This window comes from Streptomyces resistomycificus, from assembly GCF_001514265.1.
Lineage (GTDB): Bacteria > Actinomycetota > Actinomycetes > Streptomycetales > Streptomycetaceae > Streptomyces > Streptomyces resistomycificus.
Map to the genome: position 1 here is coordinate 59,313 of NZ_KQ948999.1, position 18,928 is coordinate 78,240.

At 71.6% G+C, this 18,928-nt stretch carries 16 protein-coding genes; 2 read left to right on the forward strand and 14 right to left on the reverse strand.

All coding sequences use genetic code 11. The features are described from left to right. Positions 1-2 precede the first annotated feature (2 nt). From AQJ84_RS30640 to AQJ84_RS30660, 5 genes are all read right to left on the reverse strand, one after another. The gene (locus AQJ84_RS30640) at positions 3-956 is read right to left on the reverse strand and encodes an ABC transporter substrate-binding protein (RefSeq protein WP_030043218.1); all 954 of its coding nucleotides are present in this window, start codon (positions 954-956) and stop codon (positions 3-5) included. Between the two features lies 1 nt (position 957). Continuing rightward, positions 958-2,904 carry an ABC transporter permease gene (locus AQJ84_RS30645; protein WP_030043216.1) on the reverse strand — a complete coding sequence of 649 codons (1,947 nt, stop codon included), beginning with the start codon at positions 2,902-2,904 and terminating at the stop codon, positions 958-960. Next, complete coding sequence (locus AQJ84_RS30650) at positions 2,904-3,989, reverse strand: quaternary amine ABC transporter ATP-binding protein (RefSeq protein WP_030043215.1); 1,086 nt, start codon at positions 3,987-3,989, stop codon at positions 2,904-2,906. The genes AQJ84_RS30645 and AQJ84_RS30650 overlap by 1 nt, the downstream gene beginning before the upstream one ends. Next, positions 3,989-5,518 (reverse strand): GMC family oxidoreductase, encoded by a 1,530-nt coding sequence (locus AQJ84_RS30655; RefSeq protein ID WP_030043214.1) that lies wholly within the window; start codon positions 5,516-5,518, stop codon positions 3,989-3,991. The genes AQJ84_RS30650 and AQJ84_RS30655 overlap by 1 nt, the downstream gene beginning before the upstream one ends. Before the next feature lie 206 nt (positions 5,519-5,724). Continuing rightward, the gene (locus AQJ84_RS30660) at positions 5,725-7,245 is read right to left on the reverse strand and encodes an aldehyde dehydrogenase family protein (RefSeq protein ID WP_053191803.1); all 1,521 of its coding nucleotides are present in this window, start codon (positions 7,243-7,245) and stop codon (positions 5,725-5,727) included. Positions 7,246-7,438: 193 nt separating this feature from the next. Here AQJ84_RS30660 and AQJ84_RS30665 point away from each other — a divergent pair, with 193 nt between their 5' ends. After that, positions 7,439-8,194: a LolA-like protein gene (locus tag AQJ84_RS30665; RefSeq protein ID WP_030043211.1), complete on the forward strand. Its 756-nt coding sequence runs from the start codon at positions 7,439-7,441 to the stop codon at positions 8,192-8,194. 46 nt (positions 8,195-8,240) lie between these two features. On the opposite strand, the gene AQJ84_RS30670 is transcribed toward AQJ84_RS30665, so the two are convergent. The 3 genes from AQJ84_RS30670 to AQJ84_RS30680 form a co-directional block, all read right to left on the reverse strand. After that, positions 8,241-9,137 carry a hypothetical protein gene (locus AQJ84_RS30670; protein WP_225889190.1) on the reverse strand — a complete coding sequence of 299 codons (897 nt, stop codon included), beginning with the start codon at positions 9,135-9,137 and terminating at the stop codon, positions 8,241-8,243. 457 nt (positions 9,138-9,594) lie between these two features. Next, positions 9,595-9,951 carry a hypothetical protein gene (locus tag AQJ84_RS30675; RefSeq protein ID WP_053191805.1) on the reverse strand — a complete coding sequence of 119 codons (357 nt, stop codon included), beginning with the start codon at positions 9,949-9,951 and terminating at the stop codon, positions 9,595-9,597. Continuing rightward, complete coding sequence (locus AQJ84_RS30680; RefSeq protein ID WP_053191807.1) at positions 9,938-11,722, reverse strand: hypothetical protein; 1,785 nt, start codon at positions 11,720-11,722, stop codon at positions 9,938-9,940. The genes AQJ84_RS30675 and AQJ84_RS30680 overlap by 14 nt, the downstream gene beginning before the upstream one ends. Positions 11,723-11,891: 169 nt before the next feature. Here AQJ84_RS30680 and AQJ84_RS30685 point away from each other — a divergent pair, with 169 nt between their 5' ends. Beyond that, positions 11,892-12,800 (forward strand): bifunctional helix-turn-helix transcriptional regulator/GNAT family N-acetyltransferase, encoded by a 909-nt coding sequence (locus AQJ84_RS30685; protein WP_053191809.1) that lies wholly within the window; start codon positions 11,892-11,894, stop codon positions 12,798-12,800. A gap of 3 nt (positions 12,801-12,803) precedes the next feature. Here the strand turns inward: AQJ84_RS30685 and AQJ84_RS30690 are convergent, their stop codons facing one another. The 6 genes from AQJ84_RS30690 to AQJ84_RS30715 all read right to left on the reverse strand — a co-directional run bounded on the left by AQJ84_RS30690 (position 12,804) and on the right by AQJ84_RS30715 (position 18,913). Further along, complete coding sequence (locus AQJ84_RS30690) at positions 12,804-13,475, reverse strand: hypothetical protein (RefSeq protein WP_225877376.1); 672 nt, start codon at positions 13,473-13,475, stop codon at positions 12,804-12,806. A gap of 309 nt (positions 13,476-13,784) precedes the next feature. After that, on the reverse strand, positions 13,785-14,774 hold the full coding sequence (locus tag AQJ84_RS30695) for a malate dehydrogenase (protein WP_030043202.1): 990 nt from the start codon (positions 14,772-14,774) through the stop codon (positions 13,785-13,787). Positions 14,775-15,084: 310 nt separating this feature from the next. After that, positions 15,085-16,401: a helix-turn-helix domain-containing protein gene (locus AQJ84_RS30700; RefSeq protein WP_107082735.1), complete on the reverse strand. Its 1,317-nt coding sequence runs from the start codon at positions 16,399-16,401 to the stop codon at positions 15,085-15,087. A 340-nt stretch (positions 16,402-16,741) separates the two neighbouring features. Next, positions 16,742-17,278, reverse strand: a complete 537-nt coding sequence (locus AQJ84_RS30705; RefSeq protein WP_030043201.1) for a helix-turn-helix domain-containing protein — start codon at positions 17,276-17,278, stop codon at positions 16,742-16,744. 236 nt (positions 17,279-17,514) lie between these two features. Beyond that, positions 17,515-17,964 (reverse strand): DUF3017 domain-containing protein, encoded by a 450-nt coding sequence (locus AQJ84_RS30710; RefSeq protein ID WP_030043200.1) that lies wholly within the window; start codon positions 17,962-17,964, stop codon positions 17,515-17,517. A 94-nt stretch (positions 17,965-18,058) separates the two neighbouring features. Further along, positions 18,059-18,913, reverse strand: a complete 855-nt coding sequence (locus AQJ84_RS30715; RefSeq protein ID WP_030043199.1) for a bifunctional methylenetetrahydrofolate dehydrogenase/methenyltetrahydrofolate cyclohydrolase — start codon at positions 18,911-18,913, stop codon at positions 18,059-18,061. Positions 18,914-18,928 lie beyond the last annotated feature (15 nt).

The following is an 18,928-nucleotide window of genomic DNA, read 5'->3' on the forward strand; positions in this document are numbered from 1 at the left end:
GTTCAGGACAGCCACGCCTTCCACGTGGACTCGTGGCTGTCCACCCACTTCTTCGCCGCCTCCTCGGGCGTCATCTTCTGGTCGGCGATCAGCAGGGACACCTCGTTCTGGTCCTCGGTCGACCACTTGAACTTCTTCAGGAAGGCGGCCGCCTTGCCGCCGTTCTTCGCGAAGTCCGTGTTGAGGTACTTCTGCAGCGGGGTGTGCGGGTAGGCGCAGGCCACCTTCTCCGGGTCCGCGTCGCAGCCCTCCTTGTACGCCGGCAGCTTCACCTCGGTCATGGGGACCTTCTTGAACAGCCACTGCGGCGAGTACCAGTAGGTGAGGAAGGGCTTCTTCTCCTTCGCGAACTGCCTCATCTGCGTGATCTGGGCGGCTTCCGAACCGGCGAAGACGACCTGGTAGTCGAGCTTCAGGTTCTGCACGAGCGCCTTGTCGTTGGTGACGTAGGACGGCGAGCCGTCCATCAGCTGGCCCTTGCCGCCGCTCTCCGGGGTGCGGAACTGCTCCGCGTACTTGTTGAGGTTCTTCCAGTTCGTGACGTCCGGGTGCTGCTTGGCGAAGTACGTGGGGACGTACCAGCCGATGTGCCCGGTCACGCCGAGGTCGCCGGCCCGTGTGATCGTCTTCTTGTCCTTGACGTAACGCTGTTCCTGCTCGGGGTGGCCCCAGTCCTCCAGGAGCGCGTCGACGCGGCCCTGGCTGAGCGCGTCCCAGGCGGGCACCTCGTCGACCTGCACGGTGTCGACGCGGTAGCCGAGCTCGTGCTCCAGCAGGTACTGGACGACGGCCACGTTGGCCTGCGCGCCCACCCAGGACTGGACGGACAGGTTCACGGTCTTCGAGCCCTGGGCGTTGGCGAAGGGCGAGGCCTGCTTGGTCATGTCGGCCGCGCCGCAGCCGGTCACGGTCAGCAGCAGGAGGGAGCCCGCTACGGCAGTCGTACGTCGTCGCATGTCATGCTCCCTTCTTCGCGCGGCGTTCGGTCGGCTGGGTCACCCGGTCGAGCATCAGGCCGAGGCAGACGATCGCCGCGCCGGCCACCAGACCGGTGGCGAGGTCGCCCTGGGCGAGGCCGAAGACCACGTCGTAGCCGAGCGCGCCACCGCCGACCAGGCCGCCGATGATGACGACGGCGAGGACCAGGACCACGCCCTGGTTGACGGCGAGCAGCAGCGCCGGGCGGGCGAGCGGGAGTTGCACCTGCCGGATCTGCTGGCCGCTGGTCGCGCCGAGCGAGCGGGCCGACTCCATGGCGGCCTGGTCGACCTGGCGCAGGCCCTGGGTGGTGATGCGGACGACGGCGGGCAGCGCGTAGACGACCGCGGCGGCCACGGCGGGCGCCCGTCCGACGCCGAACAGCGCGACGACCGGGATCAGGTACACGAACTGCGGCATCGTCTGGAAGACGTCCAGGACGGGTCGCAGCAGCCGTTCGAAGCGGTCGCTGCGGGCCGCCGTGATACCGATGGCGAAGCCGAGGACGAGGGTGACGGCGACCGCCGCGAGCACCTGCGAGAGCGTGTCCAGCGAGGGCTTCCACACGCCCAGCACACCGATCGTGGCCATGGCGAGGACCGCGGTGAGCGCGGTCTGCCAGGTGCCGATCACCCAGGCGAGGGCGGCCACGATGAGCAGGACGGACCACCAGGGCAGCCCCTGCAGGCCGTCCCGGACCGGGTCGAGGACCCAGGTGGTGAAGTGGCCCGCCCAGTCGGCGGTGCCACCCACGACGGGGACGCCCGAGTAGAGGTGCGCGGTCATCCAGTCGACGGCCCGGTTGACCGGCTCGGCGATGTTCAGTACCCAGGCGTCGGGCCAGTCCAGACGGCCCAGGAGACGTGCGGCCACGGCGACGACGAGGGTGGCGCCGAGCGCGTACGCCCACTGCGCGCGCCCCGAGCGGCCGGCGCCCGGAGTGCCGTCCCCGGCCGCGCCGGTGACGCGGTCCAGTACGACGGCCAGGAGCACGATCGGGATACCGGCGGCCAGCGCCGCGCCCACGTCCACGGAGGCCAGCGCCTGGTAGACCCGGTCACCGAGGCCGCCCGCGCCGATCACCGACGCGATGACCGCCATGGACAGCGCCATCATGATCGTCTGGTTGAGGCCGAGGAGGAGTTCCTTGCGGGCCAGCGGGATGCGCGCGGTCAGCAGGCGCTGGCGGGCGGTGGAGCCCAGCGACTCGACCGCCTCCAGCACCTCCTTGTCGGCGCCGCGCAGGCCGAGCGAGGTGAGCCGGGCCATGGGCGGGGCGGCGTAGACGACGGTGGCGAGGACGGCCGCGGGGACACCGATGCCGAAGACCAGCACCACCGGAAGGAGGTAGGCGAAGGCCGGCAGTACCTGCATGGTGTCCAGGACCGGCCGCAGGATGCGGTCCATACGGTCCGACAGGCCGGCGGCGAGTCCCAGCACGGCGCCCACGACGACCGACGCGAGCACCGCCACGACCATCAGCGCGAGCGTCTGCATGGTCGGCACCCACATGCCGAGCAGGCCGCAGGCCAGGAACGCGGCGGCCGTGCCGAGGGCCAGCCTCACTCCCGCGACCCGCCAGGCGACCAGCCCGGCGAAGGCGGTGACGCCGGCCCACCCGGCGGCGAGCAGTACCAGGTACACGGCGCGTACGGAGAGGACGACCGCGTTGCTGACATGGCCGAAGAAGTAGAGGAACAGCGGGTGGCTGTCGCGGTTGTCGATGATCCAGTCGCTGGTCCTGGTCAGCGGATCGGTGAGGTCGACGGTGAGCGCGTCGGGCCAGCTGCCGCTGGCCCAGCGGGCGTTCGCCAGGGGCACGAGGACCGCCGCGGCGAGAGCCAGCAGCAGGAGCTTGTGCACGGCCCGGTGCTTGAGGACGCCGGGGAGGGCGATCCGGGGGACGGGTGCGGTGACCGTTGCCATCAGACTGCCTCCTTGCGGAGCTCCGTTCCGGCCACGATGTCCAGGAGCCGTTCGTGATCGACGACCCCCAGACACCGGCCGTCCTCCACGACGCAGGCGGGCTTGTGGCTGCGGGCGACGACCTTGATGGCCTCGGCGACCACCGCGTCGGCGGCGAGCGCGCCCGGGTGGTCCGTGCCGCCGCAGTCCCCGGGCCGCATGGCCGTGCGGACCGTCATGACCTGCTCGCGCGGTACGTCGCGGACGAACTCGCGGACGTAGTCGTCGGCGGGCGAGCCCACGATCTCCTCCGGCGTGCCCAGCTGCACCACGCGGCCGTCGCGCATCAGCGCGATCCGGTCGCCCAGTTTGAGCGCCTCGCTGAGGTCGTGGGTGATGAAGACCATCGTGCGGCCCTCCTCGCGGTGCAGGCGCACGACCTCCTCCTGCATGTCGCGCCGGATCAGCGGGTCGAGCGCGCTGAACGGCTCGTCGAACAGCAGGACCTCGGGGTCCGCGGCGAGCGCGCGGGCCAGTCCGACGCGCTGGCGCTGACCGCCGGACAGCTGGCCGGGCCTGCGCTGCTCCATGCCCTCCAGGCCGACCTTCTTGACGACCTGCTGGGCCCGCTCGCGCCGCTCGGCCCTGCCGACGCCCTGGATCTCCAGGCCGTAGGCCACGTTGTCGAGGACCGTGCGGTGCGGGAGCAGACCGAAGTGCTGGAAGACCATCGCCGCGCGGTGGCGGCGCAGTTCGCGCAGCCGGGACTTGTCCATCGCGCGGACGTCCTCGCCGTCGATGGCTATGTTGCCGGCGGTCGGCTCGATCAGCCGGGTCAGACAGCGCACCAGGGTGGACTTGCCGGAGCCGGACAGCCCCATGACGACGAAGACCTCGCCCTTGCGGACGTCGAAGGAGACGTCCTGGACGGCGGCGGTGCAGCCGGTGCGGGCGCGCAGTTCGGCGGCCGGGAGCGAGGCGAGTTCGGGATCGCCGGGGACGGTGTCGGCCTTGGGGCCGAAGACCTTCCACAGGCCGTCCACCGCGAAGACGGGGGTGGCGGAATCATCTGTGGGGGGCTTGCGGGTGGGGACTGTGAGCGCCATCAGGCGTCACCTCCGATCAGATCGACCGCCTTCTCGCCGACCATGAGCACCCCGATCATGGGGTTCACAGCGGTCATGGTCGGGAAGACGGAGGCGTCGGCGATCCGGATGCCGGACAGACCACGAATCTTCAACTCGGGGTCGACGACAGCCATTTCGTCGTCCGGGGCGCCCATGCGGCAGGTCCCGGCGGGGTGGTAGACGGTGTGTGCGACCTTGCGGGCGTACTCGCTCAGCTCCTCGTCGCCGGTGACGTGCGGACCCGGCGCCACCTCGCGCCTGAGCCAGCCGGCGAGCGGTTCGGTCTTCGCGATCTCGCGTGCGATCTTGATGCCGTCGACGAGGGTGCGGCCGTCGTAGTCGTCCTCGTCGGTGAAGTAGCGGAAGTCGAGGGCCGGCTTGACGGAGGGGTCGGAGCTGGTCAGGAACAGCCGGCCGCGGCTCTTCGGCTTCGGGATGTTCGGGGTCATCGAGACGCCGTACGGCGGGCGTTCGTAGCCCAGGCGCTCGGGGTTGTCCGTGAACGGGACCTGGTAGAAGTGGAACATCAGGTCCGGGCCCGCGTGTTCGGGGTCGCGGCGCACGAACAGGCCCGCGTCGGAGTCCATCGCGGAGTTCTCGGGGATCGGGCCTTCGGTCTCCCAGACGATCACCGACTCGGGGTGGTCCAGCAGGTTCTCGCCGACGCCGGGCAGATCGAGCACGACCGGGATGCCGAGCGCCTCCAGATCGGACTTCGGGCCGATGCCGGAGTGCATCAGCAGGCGGGGCGAGTCGACGGCGCCCGCGCACAGCAGGACCTCGTTGCGGGCCTGTACGAGGATCTCCTCGCCGTCCTTCGTGCGGACGTGCACACCCTCGGCGCGGGTGCCTTTCAGCTCCAGCTTGTACGCCCAGGTCTCCAGCATGATGTGGAGGTTGGGGCGCTCGTCCATCACAGGGTGCAGATACGCCACCGACGCCGAGGAGCGCTTGTTGTTCTCGGGGTGGTAGGCGAGGTCGAAGAACCCGACGCCGTCGTCGAACGGCTTCTTGTTGAAGCCCTCGACGCGGGGGACGTCCAGCGCCTTCTGCGCCGCGTCGACGAAGTCGCGGGCGATGGCGTTGCGGTCCTTCTCGTCGACCGGGACGATGTTGTTCTTCAGCCGGGCGTAGTACGCCTCCATCGGCACCGCGCCCCAGCCCTTGGCGCCGGCCGCCTCCCACTCGTCCCAGTCGGACGGCAGCGGTTTGAACGCGATCAGGGTGTTGTGCGAGGAACAGCCGCCGAGGACCCGGGCCCGGCTGTGCCGGATGTGGGAGTTGCCGCGCGGCTGCTCGGTGGTGGGGTAGTCGTAGTCGAGCTCTCCGCCGAGCAGGCCCATCCAGCGGCGCAGGGTCAGGACGTCGTCCCGGCCGACGTCGCTGGGGCCGCCCTCGATGACGGCGACGGTGACGTCCGGGTTCTCGGTGAGGCGAGAGGCGATGACGGAGCCGGCGGTGCCGCCGCCGATCACGACGTAGTCGTAGACGGTGTTTGTCTCGGGCATGGGGGGTACTCCAGGGCTGCGAAGTCGTACGCGGTCTCACGGTGGTGTGGGTGGTGCCGGGTGGTGGACTGGTACCTGGTGGTGCGCCGGTACCTGGTGGTGCGGTGGTACCTGGTGGTGCGAAGTCGTGAGGTCGTGCGAGTCGTCTGGGGGGTGCGGTGCCTCTAGGCGTGCGCTTCGCGCGCTGTGCCGTGGGCGGGTCGGGGTCAGCCGGCGAACCAGCGGACCGGCTTCGGCGCGAGGTTCTGGTAGATGTGCTTGGTCTCGCGGTACTCGGCGAGACCGGCGGGGCCGAGTTCGCGGCCCACTCCGCTCTTGCCGAAGCCGCCCCACTCCGCCTGCGGGAGGTAGGGGTGGAAGTCGTTGATCCAGATCGTGCCGTGGCGCAGACGGCCCGCGACCCTGCGGGCCCGGCCGGCGTCGGCGGTCCAGACGGCGCCCGCGAGGCCGTACTCCGTGTCGTTGGCGAGGGCGACCGCCTCGTCCTCCGTACGGAAGGTCTCCACGGTGAGAACGGGTCCGAAGACCTCCTCCCGTACGACCTTCATCTCGCGGTGGCAGCGGTCGAGGACGGTCGGCTCGTAGAAGTAGCCGCCCTCGGGACGCTGCGGCGACGGCTCGGGACGCTTGCCGCCGGAGCGCAGTACCGCCCCCTCCTTGAGCGCGGAGTCGACGTACGCCTCGACCTTGGCGCGCTGCTGCTCGGAGACGAGCGGTCCGCACTCGACGCCGTCCTCCGTGCCGCGCCCGAGGCGGATCCTCCCGGCCCGGCGGGCGAGTTCGGCGACGAAACGGTCCCGGACGCTCTCCTCGACGATGAGGCGGCCGCCCGCCGAGCAGACCTGGCCGCTGTGGATGAAGGCCGCGTTGAGCGCCTGGTCGACGGCGGTGTCGAAGGCCTCGTCGGTGGCGCAGGCGTCGGCGAAGACGACGTTGGGGTTCTTGCCGCCGAGTTCGAGGGCGACCTTCTTGACGCTCGGGGCGGCGGCCTGGGCGACCTTGGTTCCGCTGACCAGGCCGCCGGTGAAGGAGACGAGGTCGACGTCCGGGTGCTCGGCGAGCCGGGCGCCGACCGTGTGGCCGGGGCCGGTGACGATGTTCGCGACGCCCGCTGGGAGCCCCGCCTCGGCCAGCAGGTCGATCAGGGCGACCGTCGTCATCGGGGTGATCTCGCTCGGCTTGACCACGAAGGTGTTGCCGGCCGCGAGGGCCGGGGCGATCTTCCAACTGGCCTGGAGCAGCGGGTAGTTCCACGGCGTGATCAGCGCGCACACGCCGATGGGCTCGTGCACGACGACACTGTGGATCTCGGGCGAGCCCGCGTCGACGACGCGACCCGGGGCCTCTCCCGCGACGAGGTCGGCGAAGTACCGGAAGGCGTCGGCGACACAGTCGATGTCGACGCGGCCCTCCTCCACGGTCTTGCCCGCGTCCCGGCTCTCCAGCAGACCGAGCTCTTCGCGGTCGCGTACGAGGAGATCGGCGACGCGGCGCAGCAGTGCGGCGCGCTCGGCGACGGGGGTGTGGGGCCAGTCGCCCTGGTCGAATGCTCGGCGCGCGGCCTCGATCGCGAGGTCGGTGTCCTTCTCGTCACCCTCCGCGACCAGGACGAACGGCCGGGCGTCCGCGGGGTCGAGGATCTCGCGCGTGGCACCGGAGGCGGCTTCGCGCCACTCGCCGTCCACGTGGATGGTCTTCCGCGCCTGGAGTTCTGCTGTGTCCGCCATGATCGGGATTGCCTTCCGTTCCTGTTCAGTGCCGCTGAGTCACACGAATGTCACTCATCGAGACCGTGAGCACATGCCCCCGTCTTTCGATTGCATGCGCAATCCATGGCCGAAAGTGCGCTGGGTCACTGGACATGCGGGCAAATGGGGCGAATCGTACGCTGAGGGTGATGCGCACCACGGAGGTGACGCCATGGCCTCGAAAGCGTGGGTCTGCGCGGCGGCGGGCGCGGCCCTGCTCCTCTCGTCCGCCCCGGCCGCGGCGGGCGACGCCGACGATCTGAGCGCCCGGGAGCTGGCGACGCAGGCGAAGGACCACCTCCTCGACGTCGAGTCCGTCCATCTGAAGCTGACGGACCGCGGCGCGGACGCGAGGACCAGCGGGACGCAGCCCACCTCGATGGATCTCTCCCTCGACCAGGCCGGCGACTGCGTCGGCACGATGCGGATGGGTTCGGACGGCGGCAGCGTCGAGATCGTCAAGCAGGGCGACGAGGTGTGGATGAAACCGGACACCGCGTTCTGGAAGGCGCAGGTACCCGGGAGCGAGGGCGACGCGGTGGCCAAGCTGTTCGGGAACCGCTACATCCACGGCTCCACCGACGACGCCATGCTCAAGGGCATGGCCGACATCTGCGACCTCACCGCCTTCCAGAAGGACGTCGACACAGCCGGCCCCTCCGGCGACACCCCGCTGACCAAGGGCGAGGAGACGACGGTCGACGACACCAGGGTCATCCCGCTCAAGGGCAGCGAGGACGGCATGCGGACGACCCTGTACGTGACGTCCGACGCGCCGCACCGGCTGGTGTCGGCCACGCAGAAGGGCGCCGGGACCGACATGACGCTGGCCTTCACGGACTACGACAAGCCGGTGCCGACGAAGACACCCCCGGCCGAGGACTCGGTGGAGGTCGGGAAGCTGCGGGAGGAGCTGGAGAGCGTGTGAACGCCCGGGTCAGCCCACCGACAGACACCGACGTCAGGCCGTCGCGTCAGTCCACGGAGGCCGGTTCGCAGGCGTAGGGCGGGCAGAACCCCTCCAACGCCGTGGTGAGCAGCTCCAGTTCGTCGTCGCGGCCGTCCGCGTCCGGGCCGTACGCGGCGATGGCGTAGATGCTGCCGTCCGAGGCCACGAAGCGCTCGTCGTAGACGTGCCAGCGACCGACGTCCGGCTCGCCCTTGATGGTGTCGGCGAGGTACTCCAGGCGGGTGCCCGTGTACTCGCCGTCGTCCAGGTTCTGCAGGGAGAGCTTCTCGAAGCCGTCCGGCTTGGCGGTCTCCTCCGACAGGTACAGGTCGAAGGACGCGTCCGGCGACTCCTCCGACACCTGGTAGACCTGCAGCCGGCGTTCGTCGTCCGCGCTGCGGTAGTTGACGACGGCGATGCCGTACTGCGAGGGCACGGTCGTGCGCGACCACCCCTTCGGTATCGCGATCCGGAAGCCCTCGGCGTCCTCGTACTCCTCGTATCCGGCGGGGAGTTCGGGCCCGGTCGGCGAGGGCGTCCCGGTCGGCGTGGCTGTCGGCGGCGGAGAGGTGTCGGGGTCGCCCTGCTGCGAGACCCCGGCGTCCGACGTCGGCGGAGACGCGCTCGCCGCGGCCGCGGGCCCGTCGTCCCCGGAACCGACCACCAGGGTCAGGACCAGACTCACCACGACGCCGACGACGGCGGCGGCGACCAACACGGACCATACGACCCGCCGGCTCATCCCCCGGGCGGGCGCGGGCTGGGCGGGCTGGTCGGCGGGCGGCCAGGACGCACCCGGCCACGGGGCCGCCGGCCACACCCCCTGGTCACCACCGGCCCCGTGGTCGGCCGGGGCCGCCCCGCCGACGGCCACCTCCGCCGCGGACCATGCCGCGGCTCCACCGTCACCCGCGGAACCCACGCCCCGCGGCCCATGCCATCCTCCCGGCCCGCCGGCACCACCCGGCCAGTCCGAGGGCCCCGGAGGACCGGGCTCAGCCGTGGCCGCGACCGGACCCGCGTCGGCCGGTTCGCCCGACGCGCCTGCGGTCGGTGCGGGCCCCGGCTCCGGCCCAGGCCCCGGCTCCGGCGCCGCGGCAGCCGCACCGGAGGCGTCCGGCGCCCCGGTACCCGAGCCACCCGCTCCTCCTGCCTCCGGCTCCCCCGCTGCCGACGTTCCCGCTGCAGACGTTCCCGCTGCAGACGTTCCCGCTGCAGACGTTCCCGCGGCCGCGGGCCACGTCGGGGTGAACCCCGGTCGGGACGGCGGCGGTGGTGTCGTCGGGGCGGGGGTGGACCGGGTTCCGTCGTCGTCCTCCCAGCGCTGGGTTTCCTCGTTCCAGTACCGCGTTCCCCCGCTGTCGCTCATGTCGCCCCTCTCACAGCCCCAGCAGACCGGCGACGGCCCCGGCGGACGCGATCAGGCCCACCAGGGCCTGGGAGTCGGTGAGCAACTGGCGGAGCCGGTCGAGGCGGGAGGGGGCGGCCTGGCCGGTACGGGTGATCTCCTCCTCCGTCTCGGCCAGCGCCTCGTCCAGGGTCGCCGTCTCCTCGCTGGCCCGCACCCGGGTCAGGTCGGCGCGCAACTCGCGTACCGCCTTCAGGAGTTCCTCGGCGGCCTGGTCGCGCTGTGTCGCCGTGCCGTGGTGGCTCTCGGCGTGCGCGTGGCTGCCGATGGCGAAGGTGCTGTGCGAGACGCCACCGGTGATGCTGACCTTCGGTTCATCCGTTGCCATCGGTGGGGTTTCCCTTCTGCGGCGAGGCGCCGCCGGTGGTGGTCGTGGAGGACGCGGTCGCGTGGCTGCCGACCGCGAAGGTGCTGCTGTCGACCCGGTCGATGTTCACGCCGCCCTTGCTGATGTTCACGATCTTCTGGACGAACTCGCCGGTCTGGTAACCGGATTCGGCGAGCGCGGCCCGCACCCCGTTGGCGACGCGGTCCTGGACGCTCTTGAGGTACCGGGAGACGTCCATCTCCTGGAACAGGGACCCGACCGCCACCGAGCCCAGCTCCCGCACCGACACGGCCGGCCCGTCGGGCAGCGCGCCCGCGTATCCGCCGGTCAGCAGCCGCCAGACGTACCCCACCCCCTTGCCGAGGGGGACCAGGGAACCGACCGCCGAGCCGGGGACCCGCACCACCGCCCAGGCCGCCTTGCCCAGCGGGCTGTTGTGGCGGAACCGGTGTGCGGTGCGGTCGGCGTTCTTGAAGTCCTCGCGCACCGGCGTCAGCACGTGCGGCGCGACCTCCAGCGTGAGCATGCGGCCCTGGGTGTGGATGCGCACGAAGACGGTGACGACCAGTTCCTCCTCCCAGCCGCCGACGCGGATGCGCAGGAAGTGCCGGCGCTTCTCGGCGCCCTCCTCGACCGCGCGCGCCCGGTGCTCCTCGAAGGCGTGCGGGGTGTAGGGGGCCTCCTCCCGGCGGCGCAGCCCTTCGGCGGGCAGGAACACGCACTCGTCGATCTCCAGCCGGCGCAGTCGGTCGCGCCCCAGGTTCCCGGCGTACTCCGCGGGCAGCCGCAGCTGTTCGAGCAGCGGCCGGATCTTCTCCAGGACGATGCGGTTGCCGAGCGGCTGCTGCTTCTTCATCTCGTCGGGGCGCAGCTCGACGGCGAGGACCCAGGTCTCGTAGGCCGCGCCCGCGCCGCAGAACGGCCGCCCCTCGTGGTACATGATCAACGGAGCGTGCTGCTCGAGCCGGACGCGCTCCTTCAGCCGCTGGAACCGCTGCCCCTCGGCCCGTTCGGCGGGGTCGCCCGCGGCGTCCGGGAAGCGCTGCGGAGACAGTTCCGCGGCCATCACCCGGGCGAACTGCCCCCGCTGCGCGGCGATGCAGAGCGCGATCAGGACGAACAGGAAGAGCGTGGCCCAGGCCTGCCAGGGCTCGATCAGGCTGCCCAGGTCGTCGAAGCCGAGGACCAGCCAGTCGGAGAGGCTCGGCGAGTCGGAGAACCCGTCTCCGTACAGGCCGGACGAGCCGTAGGAGTCGTAGGACGAGCCGTACACGTCCTCCTCGTCCCCGCCGCCGAACGCCGCGATCACGGTGACGACCAGCAGGAACGCGAAGATGACGCGGCCGTACCAGCGGACCAGGAAGGCGGGCACCCGCCGGTACAGCGGCTGTTCGCCTCGGCCCCTGATCCATCTGGCGACCGCGAGGTACAGGCTGGGCACGATGAACAGGGCCAGCACGCCCTGGGTCAGGACCGCGCCGACGACCCAGAGCCCGAGGATCGCCCCGGCCCAGGTCAGTTCCAGGCGACGGGCCCGCAGGGCGTGCGCCAGGACGCGGGCCGCGTCGAAGCCGAACGAAGGGGCCACGATCCGCTGCTCGTTGAGATGCAGCTCCTCGATGACCTTGTCGCGGTAACCGGAGTCGAGATAGGTGCCCGCACACAGCAGCCGGGTCGCCTCGCTGGCGTGCGGCGCGGTGGGCGGTGGTTCGGCCGGCGGTGTGCCGGCGGGTGTCTGCTGTGGTTGCCGAGGCACGAATGCGGTACTCACGCCACTCCCCCGATGCGTGGAAAAACCCATGTTCACACTGCTGTTGACAAACCATCAGCATAGAGCGACGGGTGGGACGAGCGGAACCGGAATGTGACGCCGGGTACGCGCGCTCATCCGGCCCCGGGCCATGGACCTCCCTCTGTTCTTTGACTAAAGTCAAAGAACTATGGAGCCAGTGGCGACGGAACCAGTGTCGGCGGAAGACGTGACGGCCCTGCGTCACTTCAACCGCTACTTCACGCGCCGCATCGGCGTCCTGGACGACCACTACCTCGGCCAGGACCGCCCGCTCGGCGAGGCCCGGCTGCTCTTCGAGATCGACGAGAGCGCGTCCGGCGCCTCCCTGCGCGAGCTCAGGACGCGCCTCGGCCTGGACGCCGGGTACCTCAGCCGGATGGCGAAGGCCCTTCAGGCGCAGGGCCTGGTCCGCTCGAGCGTGCACCCCGACGACAACCGGCTGCGCCGGGTGGAGCTGACCGCCGCCGGACGGGCCGAGGTCAGGGAACAGAACCGCCGGGCCGGCGCCCTCGCCTCCGGCCTGCTCGAAGGGCTCGCCCCGGACCAGCGCACCGAGCTGACCGGAGCGCTGGCCACCGCGCAGCGCCTGCTGCGGCTGGCCGCCATCACCGTCACCCGCCTTCCCGGTGCCTCCCCGGACGCCCGCGCCTGCCTGCGGGCGTACGCCGCCGACATCGACGCCCGCTTCCCCGAGGGCTTCGACGAGTCCGCTCTCGTACGGCCCGAGGAGGTGTCCGGCGACGCCGGCGACTTCTTCGTCGCGTACGAGGAGAACCGCCCGGTGGGCTGCGGGGCGCTGCGCCGGCTGGAGCCCGGCGTGGGCGAGATCCGGCATGTGTGGGTGCACCCGGACGCCCGCCGCCTGGGCCTGGCCCGACGCCTGCTCGCGGCACTGGAGGGGGAGGCGACCGCGCGCGGTTTCGCCGTCGTACGCCTGGACACGCACGCGTCACTCACCGAGGCGCAGGCGATGTACCGGGCGTGCGGATACCGGGAGATCCCCCGCTACGACGACAACGTGTACGCCGCGCACTGGTTCGAGAAGCGCCTCGCATAGCGCTCACCCGCACTTCTTCCCCGTCGGGCAGAAGGAGCCCACCGCCCGGGTGAGCGGCTCGCGCACCGCGGCGGCGGTCAGGGTCTCGGGTCCGCTGGAACGGATCGCGTACAGGGTGCCGCCGGCCGACTCGAACCGGTGGTCGACGACCCGGCGGGGACCGGTGGCCGGGTCGTCGTAGCGGTAGGTGAGTTCGGACCAGGCGGTGCCGAAGGCCCGGTCGAGGGGCCGGTAGCCGGGCTGGGCGGCGAAGCCGTAGCCGGGGTGGTTCTCGGCGAGGTCGAGGGACTCGGCCGGGGTGTCCTCCGCGAGCCGGAAGATCTGCAGCCGGCGTCCGTCGGCCGGGGCGTCGTAGGAGACCACCGGTGCGAGGCGGCCCTGCTTCTGCGTGCGGATCCAGCCCTCGGGGATGTCGACGGAGTAGCCGACGGGGTCCTCGGCACGGCGGTAGCCCAGGGCCGGTGACTGAGGTGTGATCGGGGCGAGGGTGATGCCCACCGCGGGATCGGCGGCGGTCCGGGCGGAGGTGTCGTGGATCAGGAACCAGACGCCGGCGCCGACCGCCACGCCCACCACGACCGCGACGAGGAAGGCGACCAGCAGACGCCGCAGGCCGTGGCGCGGGAGGGGAGCGGGTACGGGAGCGGGTACGGGAGTGGGCCCGTGAGCGGGCACGGGACTGGGCACGTGAGCGGGCCCGTACACCGGAGTCGTCCGCGTCGGAGCCGACGCCCAGGGCGCCTGGCCTCTCTCCTCGCTCGGCTCGTGTTCCGCTCCCGATCCGGAGCTGTAGCCGTACCCTCCGCCGCTCATCACGACCCCCCGAAACACCAACGCCCGGTGACATTCCGACGGTAGTGGCGGAAAGGGGCACGGGCCCTGTTCCGGTCGGAACCGGAACAGAGCCCGTGCGGGGTCGTGACAGAGCCGTCGCGAAGACAGCCGCCGCGAAGACAGGCGCGGCGAGACAGCCGTGCGGCAGCCTCAGATCAGGCCGAGACCGCGGACGGCCTCGCGCTCCTCCGCCAGCTCCTGCACGGAGGCGTCGATGCGGGCGCGGGAGAACTCGTTGATGTCCAGGCCCTGGACGATCTCGTACCTGCCGTCCTTGGTGGTGACCGGGAAGGAGGAGATCAGGCCCTCCGGAACGCCGTAGGAGCCGTCCGACGGGATGCCCATGGAGGTCCAGTCGCCCTCGGCGGTGCCGTTGACCCAGGTGTGCACGTGGTCGATCGCGGCGTTGGCGGCGGAGGCGGCCGACGAGGCGCCACGGGCCTCGATGATCGCGGCACCGCGCTTGGCGACGGTCGGGATGAAGTCCTCGGCCAGCCACTTCTCGTCGCTCACGACCTCGGCGGCGTTCTTGCCGCCGACGGTGGCGTGGAAGATGTCGGGGTACTGGGTGGCGGAGTGGTTGCCCCAGATGGTCAGGCGCTTGATGTCGGCGACCGTGGAACCCGTCTTCTTCGCGAGCTGGGTCAGCGCGCGGTTGTGGTCCAGGCGGGTCATCGCGGTGAAGCGCTCGGCCGGTACGTCCGGGGCGGCGGCCTGGGCGATCAGGGCGTTGGTGTTGGCCGGGTTGCCGACGACGAGGACCTTGATGTCGTCCGCGGCGTTGTCGTTGATGGCCTTGCCCTGCGGCTTGAAGATACCGCCGTTGGCCTCCAGGAGGTCACCGCGCTCCATGCCCTTGGTGCGCGGACGGGCGCCCACCAGGAGGGCGACGTTGGCGCCGGCGAAGGCGACGTTCGGGTCGTCGCTGATGTCGATGCCCTGGAGCAGCGGGAACGCGCAGTCGTCCAGTTCCATGGCCGTGCCCTCGGCGGCCTTGAGCGCCGGGGTGATCTCCAGGAGGCGGAGCTTGACCGGCACGTCCGCGCCGAGCAGCTGGCCGGAGGCGATGCGGAAGAGCAGGGCGTAACCGATCTGGCCGGCCGCGCCGGTGACGGTGACGTTCACGGGAGTGCGGGTCATGGCGTTCTCCGTATGACAGCTGGCGGTGGGGCGTCCCTGCCCCGGACGTTTGATCGATCTCTTGGCGTCAAGAGATCCAGCGGTCAGGCTATCGCGCATCCGGGATGTCGGACGTCCGGGTCGGTGTGGCCCAGCCCACAGAGTCCTCCACCGCGTAGTCCCCGCGCAAAAAGAGGCGGCCGCCCGTCCGGGAGAGGGGGGACGAAGGCGGCCGCCTTGTGGGGGTACCGGTATCCGGACTCCCGTGGGGGTAACGTGCGCGTGCCCGCGATCGAGGCGGTCATGCGTGTTTCCCCGGATTCTTTTCCCGCTACTCGGTGCACCCCTCCTGACCTGCGGCCAGCACCGCGCAGGCCGCCGCCTCTCCCGCGTCCTTGACCGCCACCATCGGGGTGTACGCGATGGTGTCCCCGGCCACCGTGATGCTCCCGGTCTGCTTGGCCTTGCCCGCCGTCACCCGCACCTCGTCGCCCTGGGCGGCCTGGGTGATGCGGCCCCACGCGGCGCCGCAGGTCTCGCTGTAGCGGACCTCGACGACGGCGGTCCCGACGGTCGCGGTCTTGGCGGTGGTCACGAGGTCGCCGCTGCACCCCATCGTCTCGGCGTCCTTGCCGGTGCAGGAGGCACCGCTGCACTTCACTCCGGCCGGCAGGTCGGGGTTCGTGGTGGCGGAGGGTGAGGGCGAGTTGGCGGCGTCGTTCTTCTTGTCGCCGCCCGCGGCGTTGGTGAGGAAGTACGCGGCCACGACCACGACCAGGACGCCGAAGACACCCGCGAGGAACATCGTCAGCCGCCGCTTTCCGCCCGATCCGCCGGAGGAACCGCCCACCGGGCGGGGGCCCCCCGAGGGCTCGTCGTGCGGGCTCGGCGAGCTCGGGCTCCACGCCGCCCCGCCGGCCGAGGCGGAGGCGGAGGCGGAGGTCGAAGCGGCGGCCGGGGCCCCCGCACCGGTCCCGGGGCCACGCCGTCCGGACGGAGCGGGCCGCTCATATCCCGCCAGCCCCCACGAGTTGACGCCCGAGCTGCCCGAGCCACTCGACGTGCCCGAGGTACCCGCGGCGCTCGACGTGCTCGATGACTCGCTGGACGCACCCCCAGAAGATCCGCCCTGAGACCCGCCCGTGGACGTCCCCGGGGCGCGGTCCTCCCGTACGTCGCCGCCCGTCGAGTCCCGGACCTCCGGCGCCGTGGGCTGCGGCGGCACCGTCGGGGCCACCCCGGCCGGTCCGGCGATGCCGGGCGTGGCCGTGGCGCTGCCGCTCCTGCGGGCCGTCCTGCTGCCCTTGGCGCCTGCCGGAGGCGCGCCGAACTCGCCCAGAGCGGCCCGCGCCTGGGAGATCCGGATGGCCTCCATGGTCATGTCGTGGCGCATCTCCGAGCGGCTCCAGGCACGCTCGGCGAGCTCCCACATCGTCGTCAGATGAATGGGATTGGTGCCGGTGACCTCGGCCAGGGCGACGATCGCACCCTTGGGCGCGAGCAGCCGGCCGTTGAGATAACGGTCCCAGGACGTCTTGCTGTAGCCCGTGCGGTCGGCCACGGCTGCGATGCTCAGTCCGCTGCGGTCCACGAGCCGCCGCAGCTGGCTCGCGAACTCTCTGACCTGCGGATCGAGCTCGTCGGGCAAGGCCCTCCAACGAGGCATTGCTACCCCCCTCTTCCCCCCGGTAGTGCTGGTTGTTCCGCGCGATTCCCCGTACGTGGTGCCTCTGCCGAGTCCCCGGTGTGGCTACCCACAGGGATGCGCGCACTCAGGATCTCAGTTCCCGGGGTGGGGGCGCACAGGTGCATGGTGGCCGCGGGCATGCACCGTCGCACGCCCACCGGGCAGAGGTCCAGTGACTGTCGGCAGAAAGGGCCACGCTAGCGCTGATGTCGAACGACTTCGGCTCAAATCCGCGAACGTATCAATACATCGACACAGGTGTGACACACCGGAAATACCGCCCGTCACACAAGTGTTCGCGTCACCCGAACACAACAGCGCCGACGACGCCGATCAGGAGCGTGAGCAGAAGCAGCAGCACGGCGGTCAGCAGCAGGTGCACGCCCCGCCCACGGCCGTCCTCCTCGGGTGGCGTGTCCCACCAGGGCAGCGTGGGATCGTCCTCGTAACCGTCGCTCCCCGCGCTCCCGTCACCCACGGCGCTCCCGACGCTCCCACCACCCCCGGCGCGCCCGTCGCCGCCCGCGTCGCTCCCGGCGGACCGCGCGGGCACCGTCGCCGGGCGGGGCCAGGCCTGGACCGCCAGCTCCCAGCGCACACCGAAGCGTTCCGCGTCCGCGCTCTCCAGGTCCGCGATCCGGCACAGGGCGGACACGGCCTGCCGGGGCGGGGGCTGGGTGGCGTTGAGATAGCGGTGCCAGGAGGACTTGCTGTAGGCGGTGCGGGCGCCCAGTGCGACCAGGCTGAGCCCGGTGCGGTCCTTCAGGAGCCGCAACTGTTCCACGAAATGCCGCACCTCCGGCGGCAGGTCGTCCGGCAACGGCTGCCAGCCGCCCATCGGCCACCTCCCCTCGGGACCCCGGTCCTCTGCGACTGACGACGTCGGAGGGCTGACCGGTTCCCGCGCGGGGCCCGACTGTCGCGAGGCGGGGACACGTTGCCGGAACGGTCACTTCCGTGCCACAGCGCGCGGACAGCCATTGAACAGGCCGTTCACCGTGCAGGAGGGTTGTCCACGGCGGCGGCCCGCCCTTGCTCGGGGGAGAGGACGGGCCGCCGTCGCAAGGGCACCGGTCAGCTGCTGACCGTGAGGTGCAGCGTGTCCTTGAGGAACGGGACCACCAGCCAGGGGCTCGGCTGCACCATCAGCGCCAGCAGGACGATCGCGAGGCCGAGCACGCCGTAGGTGACGATGTCGGTGAAGCGGGAGCGCACCGCGAGCATGCCGACGTCCGGCAGCAGCCAGCGCAGCACTCCGCCGACCAGCAGCGCGGCGCCGATCACGAGCGTCCCGACGCGGAACAGGTCGAAGGCGGTCAGCAGCAGGCCGAGCCCGGCCATCACCAGCACGGTGAGGATCGGCCACTGCCGGGCGGGCGCCGGGGCGTCCCGGGGCGCGGCCCGGCCGCCGCCCTCGGGGCGCGCGGTGTCCCGGGTGAACAGCGGGAAGCGGCGGGTCGCCCGGCGCGGCTTCCCCTCGGCGTCGGGCGCGCTGACCGCGTCCCGCACCTCGATGTCCTCGATGCCACCGGTCTTGTCGCCGGTGTCGCCGCTCTTGTCTTCGGCGGTTTCGATGTGCACGGCGTTCTCGCTGTCCTCGGCCTTGCCGGACCCGTCCTCAGCCGACACCGCGCTCCGCCGCCTCGACCACGTTGACGAGCAGCTGGGCCCGGGTCATCGGGCCCACGCCGCCCGGGTTCGGGGAGATCCACGCGGCCACCTCGGCGACGTCCGGGTGGACGTCGCCCACGATCTTGCCCTCGGCGCTGCGCGAGACGCCGACGTCGAGGACGGCGGCGCCCGGCTTCACGTCCTCGGCGCGGATCAGGTGGGCGGAGCCGGCCGCGGCGACGATGATGTCCGCGCGCTTGAGGTGGGCCGACAGATCGCGCGTGCCGGTGTGGCACTGGGTCACGGTCGCGTTCTCGCTGCGCCGGGTGAGCATCAGGGGCATCGGGCGGCCGATGGTCACGCCGCGGCCGACGACCACCACCTCGGCGCCCTTGATCTCGACGCCGTACCGGCGCAGCAGGGTCAGGACGCCGTTCGGGGTGCAGGGCAGCGGGGCGGGCTCGTTGAGGACGAGGCGGCCGAGGTTCATCGGGTGCAGGCCGTCGGCGTCCTTGTCCGGGTCCATGAGCTCCAGGATCCGGTTCTCGTCGATGCCCTTGGGCAGCGGCAGCTGGACGATGTAGCCGGTGCAGGCCGGGTCCTCGTTCAGTTCGCGGACGACCGCCTCGATCTCGTCCTGCGTGGCGGTGGCCGGCAGCTCGCGCTGGATGGAGGCGATGCCGACCTGCGCGCAGTCGCGGTGCTTGCCGGCCACGTACTTCTGGCTGCCAGGGTCCTCCCCTACGAGGATCGTGCCGAGGCCGGGCGTGACGCCCTTCTCCTTCAGCGCCGCCACGCGGGCGGTCAGGTCGGACTTGATCGCGGCTGCGGTGGCCTTGCCATCGAGAATCTGGGCGGTCATACCCCCATCCTCGCG